Origin of the sequence: Altererythrobacter rubellus (assembly GCF_030284385.1) — a bacterium.
Classification (GTDB): domain Bacteria; phylum Pseudomonadota; class Alphaproteobacteria; order Sphingomonadales; family Sphingomonadaceae; genus Erythrobacter; species Erythrobacter rubellus.
Genome location: NZ_CP127221.1, coordinates 1,384,510 through 1,400,362, shown reverse-complemented (window position 1 = coordinate 1,400,362; position 15,853 = coordinate 1,384,510). Strand labels below are relative to the sequence as shown.

Below are 15,853 nucleotides of genomic sequence, written 5' to 3'. Positions count from 1 at the left end.
ATTCGACGTCAGCAATGTTTGTTTAGCACAGAGACAGGAAATTACCTAATCAATAGCGCAATCAGCGTCATTCCTGCCGTAAAGTCGCTTCAAAAGGACTAAGAGCAAGGCCAGCTTTCGCATTCATTGCACGGGAATGAGGTAGACTACATATTCGGATAGTTAGGCCCGCCGCCACCTTCAGGAGTGACCCAATTGATGTTCTGGTTCGGGTCCTTGATATCACAGGTCTTGCAGTGGACGCAGTTCTGCGAATTGATCTGGAACTTCGGCTCCTGCCCTTTTTCCTCAATCCATTCGTAGACACCTGCCGGGCAATAGCGCGCCGATGGACCACCGAAAATGTCGTATTCGCTCACCTTTTGCAGGTCGCGATCCTTCAGTTGCAAGTGAACCGGCTGATCTTCTGCGTGATTGGTAAAGCTGAACGCGACATTGGTCAGGCGATCAAAGCTGATCTTCCCGTCGGGCTTGGGATAATCGATCTTGGGATAGAGGTCTGCGCGGCCTGTATGCGTATAGTCAGGCGTATGCTTCATCGCAATCGGCAGTCCGATCTTGAGTGTCCGCATCCACATATCCGCGCCAGCCAGAACCGTGCCGACATCGCCGCCAAACTTGGCAACCGCAGGTTGCGCATTCTGCACCAGTTTCAGTTCGTCCGCGATCCAGCTTGAGCGAACCGCTGCGTCGTAATCCATCCGCTCGTCATGCTCACTACCGGCTGCAATCGCCGCGGCCAGACTCTCTGCCGCCAACATGCCGCTCTTCATGGCCGTATGGCTACCCTTGATGCGCGGCACGTTCACAAAGCCAGCTGCACAGCCGATCAGCGCGCCACCCGGGAACGCAAGCTTTGGCACAGACTGCCATCCGCCTTCGTTGATTGCGCGCGCGCCGTAAGCAACGCGGGTTCCACCTTCGAGATACTCGCGGATCGCCGGGTGCTGCTTCCAGCGTTGGAACTCCTGATAAGGCGAAACCCATGGGTTGGCGTAGTCAAGCGCTGTAACGAAACCCAGCGCCACCTGACCATTCGCCTGATGGTAAAGGAAACCTCCGCCCCAGCTGTCACTTTCTGAAAGCGGCCAGCCCTGCGTGTGGATCACGCGGCCCGGCTCATGCTTGTCCGGGTCAATGTCCCACAATTCCTTGATGCCCAGGCCATAGACCTGCGGCTGACAGTCGGCCTCAAGATCGTATTTCGCCTTGAGCTGCTTGGTCAAATGGCCGCGCGCACCCTCTGCAAACAGGGTGTATTTCGCCTCGATCTCCATGCCCGGCTGAAAATCGCCTTTGTGGCTGCCATCTTCGGAGATGCCCATGTCCTGCGTAATGACCCCGGTCACCGCGCCAGCATCGTTGAACATAACCTCTGCCGCAGGAAAACCAGGGAACACCATCACGCCCAGCGCTTCGGCCTGCTCGCCCAGCCACCGACACATATTGCCGAGCGAGCCGGTATAGCATCCCGCGTTACTCATGAGTGGCGGCATCATCAGATGCGGCATGTCCCACTTGCCGTTCTTGGTCAGCGCCCAATGCCAATTATCAGTGACTGGCGTTTCTGCCATCGGGCAGTCCATCTCGCGCCAATCCGGGAACAACTCGTTCAGCGCTTTTGGATCAACCACAGCGCCAGACAGAATATGCGCACCGATTTCAGACCCTTTTTCAAGGACGACAACTTCTAGTTCGTCATTGATCTGCTTTAATTTGATTGCAGCAGACAGGCCCGCCGGGCCTCCACCAACAATTACAACATCACAGGGCATCGATTCACGTTCAATAGCTTCGGCGCTCATGAAGTTCTCTTCCTTCGGAAATCGGTGTTCAACGTCACGCAAAGCCTTGATTGCTACGCCTTCCAAGGTCAAGACCCGCAATTGTGAGTATGGCCAATCAAGACACGCTGACTGCGCGCGATTTTGACGCGCTGGTTTCATGGTGGCGGGATGCCGGCGTGGATTGTGACTTTGTTGATGACGCCACGGATTGGCTGGCAGAGCCTGCGGTTGCCGAAACCACCGAAAAGACCGTGGCAAAGGCCAAGCCGAAGCTAGAATCCGCTGAGACACCGCCTCCACAAAAGATTGATCTTTTCGCTGCAAATCGGCCTGCCGACCTCGCTTCATTCCGCGAATGGTGGATGAGCGAGCCGTCGCTCGATGCGATCGGACCGCGCGGTCGGGTGGCTCCGCGAGGTAACGCCGGGGCCAAGCTGATGCTGATCGTGGTCGATCCCGAGCAAGGCGATACCGAAAAACTGCTCTCGCAGACGCAGGGCCGGCTGGTTTCCCGAATGCTCGCGGCGATGCAAATTGCAGAGAGCGATGTTTATTTCGCCTCCGCTTTGCCGCGTCATACGCCGATGGCCGCTGGCGCGGTGCTCGTGCAGGCGGGATTCGGCGAAGTTTTACAATACCATATCAAACTTGCCTCGCCACAACGTGTGCTAGCGTTCGGGGCTAACCTTTTGCCGCTTTTGGGGCACGATGCGGCGCAAGAGCCTGCTTCTTTGGAAAAAATTAACCAAGAAGGGTTCAGCGTAGCTGCCATGGCGGCGGACGGGCTCGACAGCATGATGGCAATGCCGCAGCTCAAAGCCCGTTTCTGGCGGCGATGGCTCGAATGGACAGGCACGTAAGCGCAATGGCACACTACAGCGTAAGAGCATTGGCAATCGGACTTTTGGGAAGTGTTGCTGCGCTTTCTGCGACTCCGGCTTTGGCTGCGAACAGTGCAGCGAATTATTTTCGCGAACGCGCCGAAACGAGCGAAGTTCCGCAAATCCTGAGCGACGCAGACCAGGCACATTACCGCGACATTTTCACCGCAATCGCTTTGGAAGACTGGAGCCGCGTTGATGAGCTGCTGGAGAAAAGCCATGACGGTTTGCTGCAGCAAGTGGCGCTCGCCGAATACTATACACATGCCAAAAGTCCAAAGATCGACGCCGAGAAAATAGCAGCATGGCTCGAGATGGGCACCCACTTGCCGCAAGCCGAACAACTCGCTCGCTTGGGTGAAAAGCGCGGGCTGGAATACACACCCTCCCTCCCCCAGACTCAAAGCTTTAATCGTCAGTCCTATGCCTCCAAGCGGCTCCGGCCGCGAAGCGTACAAGACGGAACCATGCCACAGGATATTCGCAACGAAATCCTGGAGCACATAAAGAATGACGATCCCGATAACGCGCGCCTTTTGCTAGAAGGGATTGACGATTTGCTAAGCGCGGAAGCGCGGGCCGAGTGGCGCCAGCGTGTCGCCTGGAGCTATTACATCGAGAATAATGATCCGATGGCTCTGGCAATGGCACAAACCGTTACCGAGGGCGCTGGCGCATGGCTCGCGGAAGGGGAATGGGTCACAGGGCTGGCCGCATGGCGCATGGGCGATTGCGACACCGCCGGTCGCGGATTTGCCCGCGCAGCCGAGCTTGCCAGCAATGTAGAACTCAAGACAGCCGGCCATTTCTGGGCCGCGCGCGCGCTTACACGATGCCGGGCACCGGGAGCCGCGACCGAACACCTGCAAGCCGCCGCGAGATACGACGAAACGTTTTATGGCATGCTCGCGCTGGAGCAACTTGGGCAGGATATCCCGACGCAATATGCCGGTGCCGATTTTGCACCCGCCGACTGGCAGCGCCTCCGCGATGAGCAAAACGTGCGCATCGTGATTGCCCTGATCGAAATTGGCCGTAGCGATCTGGCTGACGAAGTCATCCGTCATCAGGCGCGCATCGGTGATCCGAAAGACTTTGCCGCGCTTTCACGGCTTGCTCGCGAACTTGGCCTCCCGCAGGCGCAGCTTTGGATGGCACACAACACGCCGCGCGGCAGCGATCCGATACCTGCTCTGCGCTATCCCACGGCCCGATGGAAGCCGACGACCGGATGGCAGGTGGATCCGGCACTGGCCTTTGCGCTCGCATTGCAGGAATCCGTATTTCGCGCCGACGCCGTCAGCCCGGCCAATGCGCGCGGGCTGATGCAGATTACGCCAATCACCGTGCGCGAACATGCCGGCCGGATGAATATGAGCGCAAGCTACGTCAATCTCGACGATCCCGAGACGAACCTCGCCTTCGGGCAACGCAATCTGGAGATGCTGCGAGATAGCAATGCTACGCAAGGTCTGTTGCCCAAGATCATGGCCGCCTATAACGCAGGCCTGTCACCCGTGACGCGCTGGAACAGTGAGGTCCGCGATCAGGGCGATCCGCTGCTCTATATGGAGAGTATCCCCTATTGGGAAACACGCGGATATGTGAATGTGGTGATGCGCAATTACTGGATGTATGAACGGCAATCAGGCGCTCCGTCAGAAAGTCGAAAGGCGCTGGCGCAGGGTCTTTGGCCAAGATTCCCGGAAAGCCGCGGTGCCGGTGCGGTTCGCCTTACCGGGCGCAACTGAAGAAGGACGCAAGAGGACATGTATGGCGATTGATCCGGACAAGACATTCACCCCGATCAATATTGCTGTCCTTACCGTATCCGACACTCGCACAGCAGAAAATGATACCTCGGGCGATATCCTGGCCGCGCGCATTACAGATGCAGGGCACAATCTCGCCGCACGTTTGATCGTAAAGGATGATGCAAACTTGCTCGCAAGCAAGTTCAACGACTGGATCAATGATCCGCAAATTGACGCGATTGTCTCAACCGGTGGAACCGGACTGACCGGTCGCGACGTAACGCCTGAAGCGCTCGCTCAGTTGGACGGCGCGCGCGATATTCCAGGTTTTGGTGAGTTGTTCCGTTGGCTCAGTTACGAGACAATCGGTACTAGCACCGTGCAATCGCGCGCCTGCGCAGTGGTTGCTCGCGGAACATATATATTTGCCCTACCCGGCTCGAATGGCGCGGTGAAGGACGGCTGGGATGGCATCCTGACCGAACAACTCGACAGCCGCAATCGACCATGCAATTTCGTAGAACTGATGCCGCGTCTAAGAGAGAAATAGGCTTTCGCACACTAAAGAGGCGTCTACGTCTCATTCGTGCTAATTCGGCAAAGGCCGGTGGCTTTCGGTTAATTGTGCTGCAGAGGGGCTAAGAAAAAATACCAGCTGATAATGAACCGCTCTAATAAGTAAGCAACATACTCGATACGAAACGGATCAAGCTTTTCGGGGCGCATGAGCATGTTGGGCGTTGCACTTAAACCTTACAATCGGCGAGACAACTATCTTTGCATTTCAAAACTAAACGTGTCGATAGTGGACAAACGTTGTTAGTCTTGGCCGCAGCGAACGAATCACCCGAAGGCCGCGCCCACCATTAACGGCTTGAAGCGGATGAGGCGGCTGTCGACCAGCGCCGCGGTGCGGTTCACCACGGCTTTCTGGTAATCCGCATCCTTGATCATCTCAAAGAACGCGCCTGAATTGGGATAATGTGCAACAAAGCCATCGTGCCATTTGCGGGTATCGAGGCCTGTCACCATCGTCTGAAATGCGCCCCGCCACACGATCTCTCCGCCGACCCGGCGAAAGATCGGGCCGGACGTTTTGCCGTATTCCTCATAGGCGCGCCTCCCGCTCCAGCCGTTCCCGTGATGCTCGTGTCCTTCAGGGTATTTGGCAAGGTGACGGTAGAGCAGCAAGTTGAGCATATGGATCGGCTCGTCGCGCGGCAGATCCTTGAATGCCTGAAAATTGGTGGGCGATGGATCGATGTAGACTTCGCTCATGCTGTTCACCCCTCCAGCTTATAATCGGCGAACCGATCACGCAGGTCTTTCTTTGAAATCTTGCCGGTTGCCGTGTGGGGAATTTCATCCACAAACTCGATCGCATCGGGCATCCACCACTTAGCAATCTGCGGTTCAAGATGCTTGAGGATATCCTCCTTCGTGACATCGGACCCTTCGCCTTTGACCACGAACAGGACGGGCCGTTCGTCCCATTTCGGGTGCGGCATGCCAACGCATGCTGCCTCTGCAACGCCTGAATGGCCAACAGCTGCATTTTCCAGCTCGACCGAACTGATCCACTCGCCGCCAGATTTGATCACGTCCTTTGTCCGGTCCGTCAGCTGCAGCGTACCGTCCGGATGGATGATGCCAACGTCACCGGTGTCGAACCAGCCATCCTGGTTCGCCGCATCCTGCTCGGCCTTGAGATAGCGCTTAATGATCCATGGTCCACGAATTTGCAATGCACCGGAAGTCTTCCCATCGCGGGGCAGTTCGGTCATCATGTCATCAAGATCAACAATGCGCAGCTCTACTCCGAAAACCGGGCGACCTTGCATTGCGGTCTTGTCGACTTTCTCCTCAAAGCTAAGTTCGTCCCAATCCCATGTTGGGCCGCCGACTGTACCGATGGGTGAGGTTTCAGTCATGCCCCAGGCGTGCTGCACGCGAGTGCCGTTCTTCATCAGGCGCTCGATCATGAAGCGCGGGCAAGCCGATCCGCCAATAGTCGCAGCCTTCAGCGGCGGCAGATCAATCCCCTCTTTGTCGCAATATTGGAAATGGGCGAGCCACACGGTGGGCACGCCAGCGCTGTCGGTTACTTTCTCGCGGATCATCAAATCATGCAGCACCGCCGGATCATTCACCGCGCTGAACACGAATTTGATCCCTGCCATCGCGCCTGCATAGGGCAAGCCCCAGCTGGCCGCATGAAACATGGGGACGACCGGAAGCATGCAAGAGGCGCTGCTGAAGTTGAACGCGGCAGGCTGCAAGCCCGCCAATGCGTGCATCAGTGTTGAGCGATGCTCATACTGCACGCCCTTGGGATTTCCGGTGGTGCCGGATGTGTAGCAAATCATGCACGGATCAGTCTCCGCACCGGTAACCCATTCGAAGTCTCCGTCATGCTCACCAATCCAGTCCTCAAACGCGGGAGAATGCTCACCGCTGTCATAGCAGATGTAATGCTCGACTGTGGTCCAGCGCTCTTTCATCCGGTCCACAATCGGCTGGAACGCCGCATCGTAGCAAAGCACCTTATCTTCGGCGTGATTGACGATGTATTCGAGCTGGTCATCGAACAGGCGCGGGTTCACTGTGTGAAGCACCCCGCCCATCCCCGCAACGCCATACCAGCTGACCAGATGGCGTGAATGGTTCATCGCAAGGCTGGCAACCTTGTCACCTTTCCTGAGGCCTAATGCCTGGAGAGCCTGCGCCATTTTCAACGCATCTGCGCGAATTCCGGCCCAGTTTGTGCGCGTCTCGCTGCCGTCGGCCCAACGTGTCACGATCTCGCGCATTCCCGCCTCGCGTGCTGCGTGATCGATCACATGGGTGATCCGCATGGTCCAATCTTGCATGGCTCCGAGCATCAGGTCTCTCTCCTCAATTGAAATCCTCGTTTGAAACTGTCATGCCGAGACCGGATGTGCTTTGCAATCGTTCAAAATTGGCCGATGAATGAGCTTTCAAGCCGATCGTCAGGCAACCAATCTCAAATTCGCACGGCCGCGCAATGGTTGAAGCTGGACATTGCCGATGCCTTCGACCGCACCCAACCGCTCAGCCAGTTCGCCATCCAGCGCAAAATCCTCGCCTAGAATGATGGTGACATACTCACCCGCGTCCAGCAGGACCCGGACGATCACTTCACCACCCATCGACGTATTGCTGCCTTCGGACGCCGGGACCAGCTCCAGCCGCAGATCAGCGAGCGCTTCCAGGCTGAGTACATCAAGCATCAATCGCATGCGCTTGCCGCCCCGAACTTCATCTAGCGGCCGTGCACCCCGCACCGTTACGCGCGGCGGTTCACTTGGATTGGGCGAGTCCAGTTCGACATTGAGCAAGATGCAAGTGCCTTCAGCTGCCCATTTCTCGAACTGAGGCACCAGGCTTTCTTCGAAGCATGCCGCGCTGAACTGCCCGGACGAATCGGAAAAGTCGCCTCGGATAAAGTCTGCGCCGCGCTTGGTGCGGCCCTTACTGAAGCCTTCCACCATCGCCGCCAAGACGGCTGGTGAACGCCCCCCGGCAGGTGCGCCGGCCTCCATGATCGATTGATAGCTGCGCGCGCCATTGGCAGATGCAAGATGCCAATATTGCTGGACGGGATGAGCGGAGAAATAGAAGCCGAAATTCTCGCGCTCTTTGGCCATCTGCTCGGTACGAGACCACGCTTCGGCTTCCTGAAGCCGCAAGTCCTCATCCGCGGCATCCTCGCCGCCGAACAATGCCGCCTGCCCACTCGACCGCTCTCTCTCTGCCGCATCGGCAACGGCCAGGAGCATGTCGATATTGGCAAACAGCTTCCCGCGGTTCTCATCCAGGCAATCAAGCGCGCCCGCAGCGACCAAGCCCTCCAACTGCCGCGAGTTCATTGAACCCTTGGGGATTCGTTCGAAGAAGTCCTTCAGGCTGGTGAACGGGCCAGAGCCTTCGCGCTCAGAGACGATCGCATCCATCGCCTTGTCACCGACATTGCGGATGCCCGCGAGGGCATACCGCACTCCGTAACCTCTATCGGTCTGTTCGACCCTGAAACGCGCCTCGGAATGGTTGATCGAAGGTGGCAGAACTTCGACCCCGCCATCGCTGCCCGGATATCGCCGCGCATCATCTACAAAGACGGCCAACTTTTCAGAATGGTGCATGTCAAAGCACATCGAGGCGGCGAAGAACTCTTCCGGGTAATGCGCCTTCAACCACGCGGTCTGATACGCCAGCAGCGCGTAAGCGGCTGCGTGCGATTTGTTGAAACCATAGCCAGCGAACTTGTCGATCAAGTCGAACAGTTCGTTGGCCTGCTGCTTATCAATGCCTGAAACTTCCTTGCAGCCATCGATGAAACGCTGGCGCTGCGCGTCCATCTCGGACTGCTTCTTCTTACCCATCGCGCGGCGCAGCAAGTCCGCATCACCCAGCGAATATCCCGCTAGAATCTGCGCGGCCTGCATCACCTGTTCCTGATAGACGAAGATGCCGTAAGTTTCGGCCAGAATGCCTTCCAGCTTGGGGTGCGGATATTCGATTTCGGCTTCGCCATTCTTGCGTTTTCCGAACAGCGGGATGTTGTCCATCGGGCCCGGACGATAAAGCGAAACGAGCGCGATGATGTCGCCGAAGTTGGTTGGCTTCACTGCCGCGAGTGTGCGCCGCATACCTTCGGATTCCAGCTGGAACACACCCACGGTGTTGCCTGACTGGAGCAGGTCATAAACCGCCGTATCGTCCCACTCGAGCGCGCCGAGATCGATCTCGACCCCGCGCTTCTCCAGCAGATCAACCGCTTTGCGCAGCACCGACAGCGTTTTGAGGCCGAGGAAGTCGAATTTCACCAGGCCGCTGCTCTCGACATATTTCATATCGAGCTGGGTCACCGGCATATCCGAACGCGGATCTCGGTACAGCGGCACCAGTTGCGCCAGCGGTCGGTCGCCGATCACCACTCCAGCGGCGTGGGTCGAACTGTTTCGCGGTAGCCCTTCGAGCTCCAGCGCCAGATCGACCAGCGCCTTTACTTCATTGTCGTTATCGTATTCGCGCTTGAAATCCGCCGCGCCATTGAGCGCGCGCGGCAGCGTCCACGGATCCGTCGGATGGTTCGGGATCATCTTGCACAGCCGGTCCACCTGGCCATAGGGCATTTGCAGAATACGCCCGCAATCGCGCAGCACCGCCCTCGCTTTCATTTTACCGAATGTGATGATCTGCGCCACGTGATCATACCCGTATTTGGCTTGGACATAGCGGATCACTTCGCCGCGCCGTGTTTCGCAGAAATCGATATCGAAGTCCGGCATGGAGACGCGTTCGGGGTTCAGGAAGCGCTCGAAAAGCAGACCCAGCTTGATCGGGTCCAAGTCTGTAATCGTGAGAGCCCAAGCGGCAAGCGAACCGGCACCGGAGCCGCGGCCTGGCCCCACCGGAATACCGTTATCCTTGGCCCATTTGATGAAGTCCGCAACGATCAGGAAGTAGCCGGGGAAGCCCATCCCGACAATGATCTCGACCTCGTAATCCAGCCGGTCAAAATAGACCTTGCGTTCTTCCTCTGATAACGGGCCATAGGGCCCGAGCCGCGCTTCCAAACCTTTGCGCGCATCTTCGGCGAGCATTCTCGCTTCACCTTCCAGATCACCCGCAAGACTGGGCAAGATCGGCTTGCGATCCGGTGGCATCACCGCGCAACGTTGTGCAATCACCATCGTGTTCGCGATCGCTTCCGGCAAGTCCGCAAACAGCTCTTCCATCATCGGCGCAGATTTGACCCATGCCTCCCGATTGGTGTGCGGGCGATCTTCGGCATCGATATGCGATGAATTGGCAATGCACAGCATGGCGTCATGCGCCTTGTAGAAATGCGGCTCGGCATATTGCGCAGGGTTGCTGGCCACCAGCGGCAGATCGCGCGCATAGGCCATATCCAACAGGGCTTCTTCTGCCGCAATACAGACCGGATCGGAATGCCGGGCCATCTCGATGTAGAGCCTTTCAGGGAACAGCGCTTCGAGCCTGGCAATGAGTGCTTCGGCATGATCTCTCTGCCCCTCAGCCAGCAAACGGGTCAGCGCGCCCTCACCCGCACCGGTCAGCGCGATCAGCCCCTCTGTGTGCCCTTCAAGCTCGCTCAGCTGCACATGAGGTTCAAATTCGAGTGGCCGATCCAGATGCGCTTTGGAGACCAGGTGGCACAGATTGTCATAGCCCGCCTCATCCTGCGAAAGGAGTGGCAGATAATCGACCTGACGCCCTTCCTCGTCACGCGCGATACCCAGCAAAGTGCCAATGATTGGCTGAACGCCTTCATCAATGCATGCGCCCGCAAAGGCGACCGTCCCATACAGACCGTTGCGGTCACAGATGGCGATAGCGGGAAAGCCGCGTTCCTTCGCAAGCTTGGCAATCGCCTTGGGCTCGATGGCCCCTTCAAGCATCGAGTATGAAGATTGCACACGCAGCGGAACAAACGGAGCGAAAGCCATGTCGCTACTTTAGGAAGTGCTGCGCGATTCGGAAGCACCGAACCGCGTTAATTCTCCACAAGTGGACTGACTGAACGAATGGCTGATCCGAAACGACCCAATTTCACCGACCAATGTCCGCAATTGGGTCGTTAGCGGTCTGTCCGCTTTTGTCCGGAAGCTAACCCAGAGCCGCCACGCTAAACCAACATCACAGCAGTTTTTCGATATCCTTCGCGATCCGCTCCGGCTTGTCGGTCGGGGCATAGCGCTTCACCACATTGCCTTCGCGGTCGATCAGGAATTTGGTGAAGTTCCATTTGATGCCGGTTGAGCCCATCAGACCCTTCGCTTCACCCTTCATCCAGTCATACAGCGGCGAGGCATCCGGCCCATTGACGTCAACCTTCTGCATCAGCGGAAAAGTGACGCCAAAGTTCACCTTGCAGAATTCCTGGATCTCGTCGGCATTGCCGGGTTCCTGCGCGCCGAACTGGTTGCAGGGGAAGCCAAGCACTTCGAAACCCTGATCCTTGTACTTCTGGAAGACCTTTTCCAAGCCGTCATATTGCGGGGTAAAGCCGCACTTGCTGGCGGTGTTTACGACCAGCAGCACCTTGCCCTTCTTTGTTGCAAGATCGAGCTCTTCACCGCGGTTGGTGGTAACGGTAAAATCGGCAATCGTGGTCATTCTGGTGCGTCCTCTTTCGGGCGATAGGTAAAGTCGAATGCGCTTTGCCACGAAACACCATGGTCCGTCGAGGATTCTCCGAACTGTCGCATCGATCCATCTTCATTTGCCGTGTAGCTCATCCGCACAAGCGTGTGCGGGGCGCCCGGCGATGGCCAGATCCCGGTCAGCACCATTTTGCCTTCAGTTACGCCGCCGGTGAACTCTACCGCGCCCGGTGAAGAGCCAACCCATTTCTGTCGCCACACGCCGGCGTTGGTGTCCCAGTGATTAAGGCTGGTTCCGCCGGCCCCGCGCAATGGCATCCAGCTTTCAATCACAGCGCAACCATTGTGCTTGCGCTCTATCCGGCTGTCGGCGACCTTGGCATCCCCCCCGGTTTGATAGACAACCCATTCACCCAGCCAGAAATCAAACCCCGCATGCCCTTCGCTGTCGCAAGCTGGTGGGGATGGTGGCGGCGATGGTTGCTGCGCGCCGGGTTCAGGTGCTGACTGCAGCAGCAATGCGGCGATAAGCGATGTAAGCATGAAATTCCCCCCGTTGTTTGTGGGGAGAAGACGCCAGATAGAGCCTGCCGTCAAAGCCGCATCCATCAGACGCCAACGCGCCTCTGCCAATGTCGGCGAGCTGTTAAGTTAGCATTCCGTCGTGCAAACGCACCACACGGTTCATTTTGCTGGCAAGCCGTTCATTGTGCGTCGCGACCAGCGCCGCGCTGCCCTCGCCACGCACCAGCGAAAGGAACTCGGCTAGCACCCGCTCAGCCGTGTGCTCGTCCAGATTTCCTGTAGGCTCGTCAGCCAAAACCAGCATGGGGCGATTAGCCAGGGCACGCGCCACAGCGACGCGCTGTTGCTCGCCGCCAGAAAGCTGGCTCGGGCGGTGATCCATCCGGTGACCTAGACCCAACGCGGTCAGCAGCTCTTCTGAACGTGCTTCTGCAAATTCGCGATCCACTCCGGCGATCATCTGCGGCATCACAACATTCTCGCGCGCGTTGAAATCGGGCAATAAATGGTGGAATTGATAGACAAAGCCCAGATGGTCGCGCCGCAAGCTGGTGCGCTCATCGGTTTGCATCGTTGCTGCTTCCTTGCCCGCGATCTGGATCGAGCCTTCGAAACCACCTTCGAGCAGGCCAACAGCTTGCAACATGGTCGATTTACCCGTTCCGGACGGCCCAAGCAAAGCGACGATCTCGCCCGGCCTGATATCAAGATCCGCACCGCGCAGTACTTCGATTACAGTATCGCCCTGCTTGAAGCTTCGCTTGAGTCCGCGGAGTTTGACAACCGGCTTCTTCTCCTCGTCGGCTGCGGTTGTATGCAGGACATCACTCATAACGCAGCACCTCCACAGGGTCAGTGCTTGCAGCTTTGAGCGCCGGGTAGAGGGTGGCCAGGAAACTCAAGATCAAGGCGAGTGCAACTATACCTGCGATCTCAACGGGGTCCGTGCGCGAGGGCAATGTCGAAAGGAACCGCACTTCAGGGTCCCAAATCTCCTGCCCTGTGACAAAAGCAATGAAGGAAACAATTGGCTCCCTGAAGTAAAGCACGACGAATCCGAGCCCCAGTCCAGCGATTGTGCCGAGTGCTCCGACGGTAAATCCAGTTGTTACAAAAATCTTGGTCAGGCTTTTGCGAGTTGCGCCCATTGTCCGCATGATCGCAATATCACGCGTCTTCGCACGCACCAGCATGACAAGACTCGACAGAATATTAAATGCTGCAACCAAAACCATGAAACTCAATGCAAAAAACATTGCGACGCGCTCTACCTGAAGCGCTTCGAAAAGCGTTGCATTCATCGTTTTCCAGTCGGCAATCACCGCGCGTCCAGCGAGCTTTTCCTGTACTGGTGCCAGTATCTCTCCAACCTTGTCAGGGTCAGTCACTTTAATTTCGATCTGCCCCACACTGTCGCCCATCAACAGCAACGTTTGCGCATCGGACATGGGCATCATCACGAACTTCTCGTCAAAATCGAAGATACCCACCTCGAAAATCGCTGACACTTCATACCCCACCTGGCGCATGGTCGTGCCAAATGGAGTCGTGCGGCCCTGCGGGTTGATGATCGTGATAGTGTCTCCCACCCGCGCGCCGATGTTCTGCGCAAGGCGAGAGCCAATCGCTACCTTGCTGGCATCAGGCTGAAGCTCTCCGATATTGCCCAGCAGTACCTTGTCAGCCATGCTGGCCAGATCATCCTGCGTCTGCCCGCGCACAAATATGCCCTCGACGCGTCCGTTAAATGTCGTCAGCAGCGGTTGTTCGATCAGCGGGTTTGCTTCCACCACATCAGGGGTTGCTTCAACCTCGCGCAGGACTTCTTCCCAGTTCGAAAGCCGTCCGCCATAGGCCTGCACCACCGCGTGGCCGTTCAAGCCAACAATTTTGTCGAGCAATTCAGCGCGGAAACCGTTCATCACGCTCATCACCACCACCAGCATGGCAACGCTGAGCATGACAACCCCAACCGAGATACCGGCAACCAGCGCAATGAACGCTTCCCCCTTGCCCGGCAAAAGGTATCGTTTGGCAATCATCCATTCGAATGGAGAGAGGATCACGGTCTATCTGGGCCCTCGAGAAAGTGACTGACCTGAACTGGCCGAGCCTGGCTGAACGCAGGATTTAGGGCGCGCTGCAGCGCAAGGCAATGGAACAACTTGCGTCTTTCCCGGTCAAAAGCTTGTGACACTGCCGCTATCGCCCTTGTAATCCTGCTGTAACATCGCCATTGACGCGGCGACGGTAACACGCGGCGCTAGCGGGCAGGCTCAGCATGAACTGGACTAATCCTTTCCTCGACGAATTTGGCGACAAGCTGCGCGAGGAATGTGGCGTGTTTGGCGCTATCAACGCATCTGACGCTTCTGCGGCGACCGCTTTGGGGCTGCATGCCTTGCAGCACCGCGGGCAAGAGGCGGCCGGCATCACCAGCTATGACGGCAAGGAGTTCTTCTCTCGCCGCGGGCTTGGCCATGTCGCAGAGAATTTCTCCTCGCCGGAAGCCATCGCGGAACTGCCCGGCTATATGGCCGCTGGGCATGTGCGCTATTCCACGACCGGCGGTGCGGGCCTGCGCAACGTACAGCCACTCTATGCAGACCTCGCCAGCGGCGGTTTTGCAGTCGCGCACAATGGCAACATCTCGAATTCGCAGAAGCTTCGCGCCGAACTGGTTCAGAATGGCGCGATTTTCCAATCCACATCCGACACCGAAGTGATCATCCACCTCGTCGCAACCAGCCGTTATCCAACTATGGTCGACCGGCTGGTTGACGCGCTGCGTCTGGTCGAGGGGGCCTACGCGCTCGTAGTTATGACACCTGAAGGCATGATCGCATGCCGCGATCCGCTCGGCATTCGCCCGCTTGTAATGGGAAAAATGGGCGATGCAGTTGTCTTTGCCAGCGAAACCGTCGCGTTCGATGTCGTCGGCGCAGAATTTACCCGGGAAGTCGAGCCAGGCGAACTGATCCGTGTCGATTTCGAAGGCAAGATCGAAACATTGCGCCCCTTCGGCAATCACAGTTCGCGACCATGCATCTTCGAGCATGTCTATTTCAGCAGACCGGATTCATTCTTCGCGGGTCAATCAGTCTATGAAGCACGCAAGGCGATTGGACAGCAATTAGCTATCGAAAGCCCGGTCGACGCTGATCTGGTCGTGCCCGTACCGGACAGCGGCGTGCCCGCAGCCATTGGCTATGCTCAGGAGTCGGGCGTACCGTTTGAGCTGGGCATTATCCGTTCACACTATGTCGGGCGAACATTCATCCAGCCTTCGGACACAGCGCGTCATTCCGGCGTTAAGCGCAAGCACAACGCCAATCGCGGTCTTGTTGAAGGCAAGCGGATCGTGCTGATCGACGATTCAATAGTCCGCGGCACTACTTCGATGAAGATCGTCGAGATGATGCGCGAAGCAGGCGCCAGCGAAGTACACTTCCGCGTTGCCAGCCCACCCACGGCGCATAGCTGTTTCTACGGTGTCGATACGCCGGAGCGTGAGAAACTGCTCGCCGCCCGGATGGACGTTGAGCCCATGCGCGAATACATCAAGGCAGATAGCCTGGCATTCGTGTCTATCGACGGCCTGTATCGTGCCGTCGGCGCTGACCACCGCGAGAACAACTGTCCGCAGTTTTGCGATGCATGCTTTACGGGCGATTATCCAACCTCGCTGACAGACCTGAATGCCAAGGACAGCGACGACGCTCAATTAACATTCGCAGATCACAAGGCAGCTTGAG

At 57.4% G+C, this 15,853-nt stretch carries 12 protein-coding genes; 4 read left to right on the top strand and 8 right to left on the bottom strand.

Annotation, left to right across the window (positions count from 1 at the left end; genetic code table 11):
* Positions 1 to 146: 146 nt before the first annotated feature.
* Positions 147 to 1,805, bottom strand: coding sequence for an electron transfer flavoprotein-ubiquinone oxidoreductase (locus QQX03_RS07075; RefSeq protein ID WP_285975060.1), 1,659 nt, complete (start codon positions 1,803 to 1,805; stop codon positions 147 to 149).
* A gap of 83 nt (positions 1,806 to 1,888) precedes the next feature.
* Here QQX03_RS07075 and QQX03_RS07070 point away from each other — a divergent pair, with 83 nt between their 5' ends.
* Genes QQX03_RS07070 through moaB form a run of 3 tightly spaced genes read left to right on the top strand, consistent with a single transcriptional unit; the run spans position 1,889 to position 4,972 of the window.
* Positions 1,889 to 2,647, top strand: a complete 759-nt coding sequence (locus QQX03_RS07070) for a uracil-DNA glycosylase family protein (protein WP_285975059.1) — start codon at positions 1,889 to 1,891, stop codon at positions 2,645 to 2,647.
* 5 nt (positions 2,648 to 2,652) lie between these two features.
* Positions 2,653 to 4,419, top strand: coding sequence for a lytic transglycosylase domain-containing protein (locus QQX03_RS07065; RefSeq protein ID WP_285975058.1), 1,767 nt, complete (start codon positions 2,653 to 2,655; stop codon positions 4,417 to 4,419).
* 22 nt (positions 4,420 to 4,441) lie between these two features.
* The gene (moaB, locus tag QQX03_RS07060) at positions 4,442 to 4,972 is read left to right on the top strand and encodes a molybdenum cofactor biosynthesis protein B (protein ID WP_285975057.1); all 531 of its coding nucleotides are present in this window, start codon (positions 4,442 to 4,444) and stop codon (positions 4,970 to 4,972) included.
* A 293-nt stretch (positions 4,973 to 5,265) separates the two neighbouring features.
* Here moaB and QQX03_RS07055 read toward each other — a convergent pair whose 3' ends face one another.
* The 7 genes from QQX03_RS07055 to QQX03_RS07025 all read right to left on the bottom strand — a co-directional run bounded on the left by QQX03_RS07055 (position 5,266) and on the right by QQX03_RS07025 (position 14,164).
* Positions 5,266 to 5,700 (bottom strand): DUF1330 domain-containing protein, encoded by a 435-nt coding sequence (locus QQX03_RS07055; RefSeq protein ID WP_285975056.1) that lies wholly within the window; start codon positions 5,698 to 5,700, stop codon positions 5,266 to 5,268.
* 5 nt (positions 5,701 to 5,705) lie between these two features.
* Positions 5,706 to 7,304, bottom strand: a complete 1,599-nt coding sequence (locus QQX03_RS07050; RefSeq protein ID WP_285975055.1) for a long-chain fatty acid--CoA ligase — start codon at positions 7,302 to 7,304, stop codon at positions 5,706 to 5,708.
* Positions 7,305 to 7,412: 108 nt separating this feature from the next.
* Positions 7,413 to 10,916 (bottom strand): DNA polymerase III subunit alpha, encoded by a 3,504-nt coding sequence (gene dnaE, locus QQX03_RS07045; protein WP_285975054.1) that lies wholly within the window; start codon positions 10,914 to 10,916, stop codon positions 7,413 to 7,415.
* A gap of 190 nt (positions 10,917 to 11,106) precedes the next feature.
* Positions 11,107 to 11,586: a glutathione peroxidase gene (locus tag QQX03_RS07040; protein ID WP_285975053.1), complete on the bottom strand. Its 480-nt coding sequence runs from the start codon at positions 11,584 to 11,586 to the stop codon at positions 11,107 to 11,109.
* On the bottom strand, positions 11,583 to 12,116 hold the full coding sequence (locus tag QQX03_RS07035; protein ID WP_285975052.1) for a hypothetical protein: 534 nt from the start codon (positions 12,114 to 12,116) through the stop codon (positions 11,583 to 11,585). Before QQX03_RS07035 ends, QQX03_RS07040 begins: the two co-directional genes overlap by 4 nt.
* Before the next feature lie 103 nt (positions 12,117 to 12,219).
* A complete protein-coding gene (locus QQX03_RS07030) occupies positions 12,220 to 12,930 on the bottom strand; it encodes an ABC transporter ATP-binding protein (protein WP_285975051.1) in 711 nt (236 codons plus the stop codon).
* On the bottom strand, positions 12,923 to 14,164 hold the full coding sequence (locus QQX03_RS07025; protein ID WP_285975050.1) for a lipoprotein-releasing ABC transporter permease subunit: 1,242 nt from the start codon (positions 14,162 to 14,164) through the stop codon (positions 12,923 to 12,925). Before QQX03_RS07025 ends, QQX03_RS07030 begins: the two co-directional genes overlap by 8 nt.
* Positions 14,165 to 14,379: 215 nt before the next feature.
* Between QQX03_RS07025 and purF the strand changes: the two genes are divergently transcribed.
* On the top strand, positions 14,380 to 15,852 hold the full coding sequence (purF, locus tag QQX03_RS07020; protein WP_285975049.1) for an amidophosphoribosyltransferase: 1,473 nt from the start codon (positions 14,380 to 14,382) through the stop codon (positions 15,850 to 15,852).
* Position 15,853 lies beyond the last annotated feature (1 nt).

What these genes read in the sequence shown, in the direction of transcription:
- moaB (WP_285975057.1), top strand. Translation starts at nt 4,442, where the DNA reads ATGGCGATTGATCCGGACAAGACATTCACCCCGATCAATATTGCTGTC.
- purF (WP_285975049.1), top strand. Translation starts at nt 14,380, where the DNA reads ATGAACTGGACTAATCCTTTCCTCGACGAATTTGGCGACAAGCTGCGC.
- QQX03_RS07055 (WP_285975056.1), bottom strand. Translation starts at nt 5,700, where the DNA reads ATGAGCGAAGTCTACATCGATCCATCGCCCACCAATTTTCAGGCATTC.
- QQX03_RS07040 (WP_285975053.1), bottom strand. Translation starts at nt 11,586, where the DNA reads ATGACCACGATTGCCGATTTTACCGTTACCACCAACCGCGGTGAAGAG.
- QQX03_RS07035 (WP_285975052.1), bottom strand. Translation starts at nt 12,116, where the DNA reads ATGCTTACATCGCTTATCGCCGCATTGCTGCTGCAGTCAGCACCTGAA.
- QQX03_RS07065 (WP_285975058.1), top strand. Translation starts at nt 2,653, where the DNA reads ATGGCACACTACAGCGTAAGAGCATTGGCAATCGGACTTTTGGGAAGT.
- QQX03_RS07030 (WP_285975051.1), bottom strand. Translation starts at nt 12,930, where the DNA reads ATGAGTGATGTCCTGCATACAACCGCAGCCGACGAGGAGAAGAAGCCG.
- dnaE (WP_285975054.1), bottom strand. Translation starts at nt 10,916, where the DNA reads ATGGCTTTCGCTCCGTTTGTTCCGCTGCGTGTGCAATCTTCATACTCG.
- QQX03_RS07075 (WP_285975060.1), bottom strand. Translation starts at nt 1,805, where the DNA reads ATGAGCGCCGAAGCTATTGAACGTGAATCGATGCCCTGTGATGTTGTA.
- QQX03_RS07050 (WP_285975055.1), bottom strand. Translation starts at nt 7,304, where the DNA reads ATGCTCGGAGCCATGCAAGATTGGACCATGCGGATCACCCATGTGATC.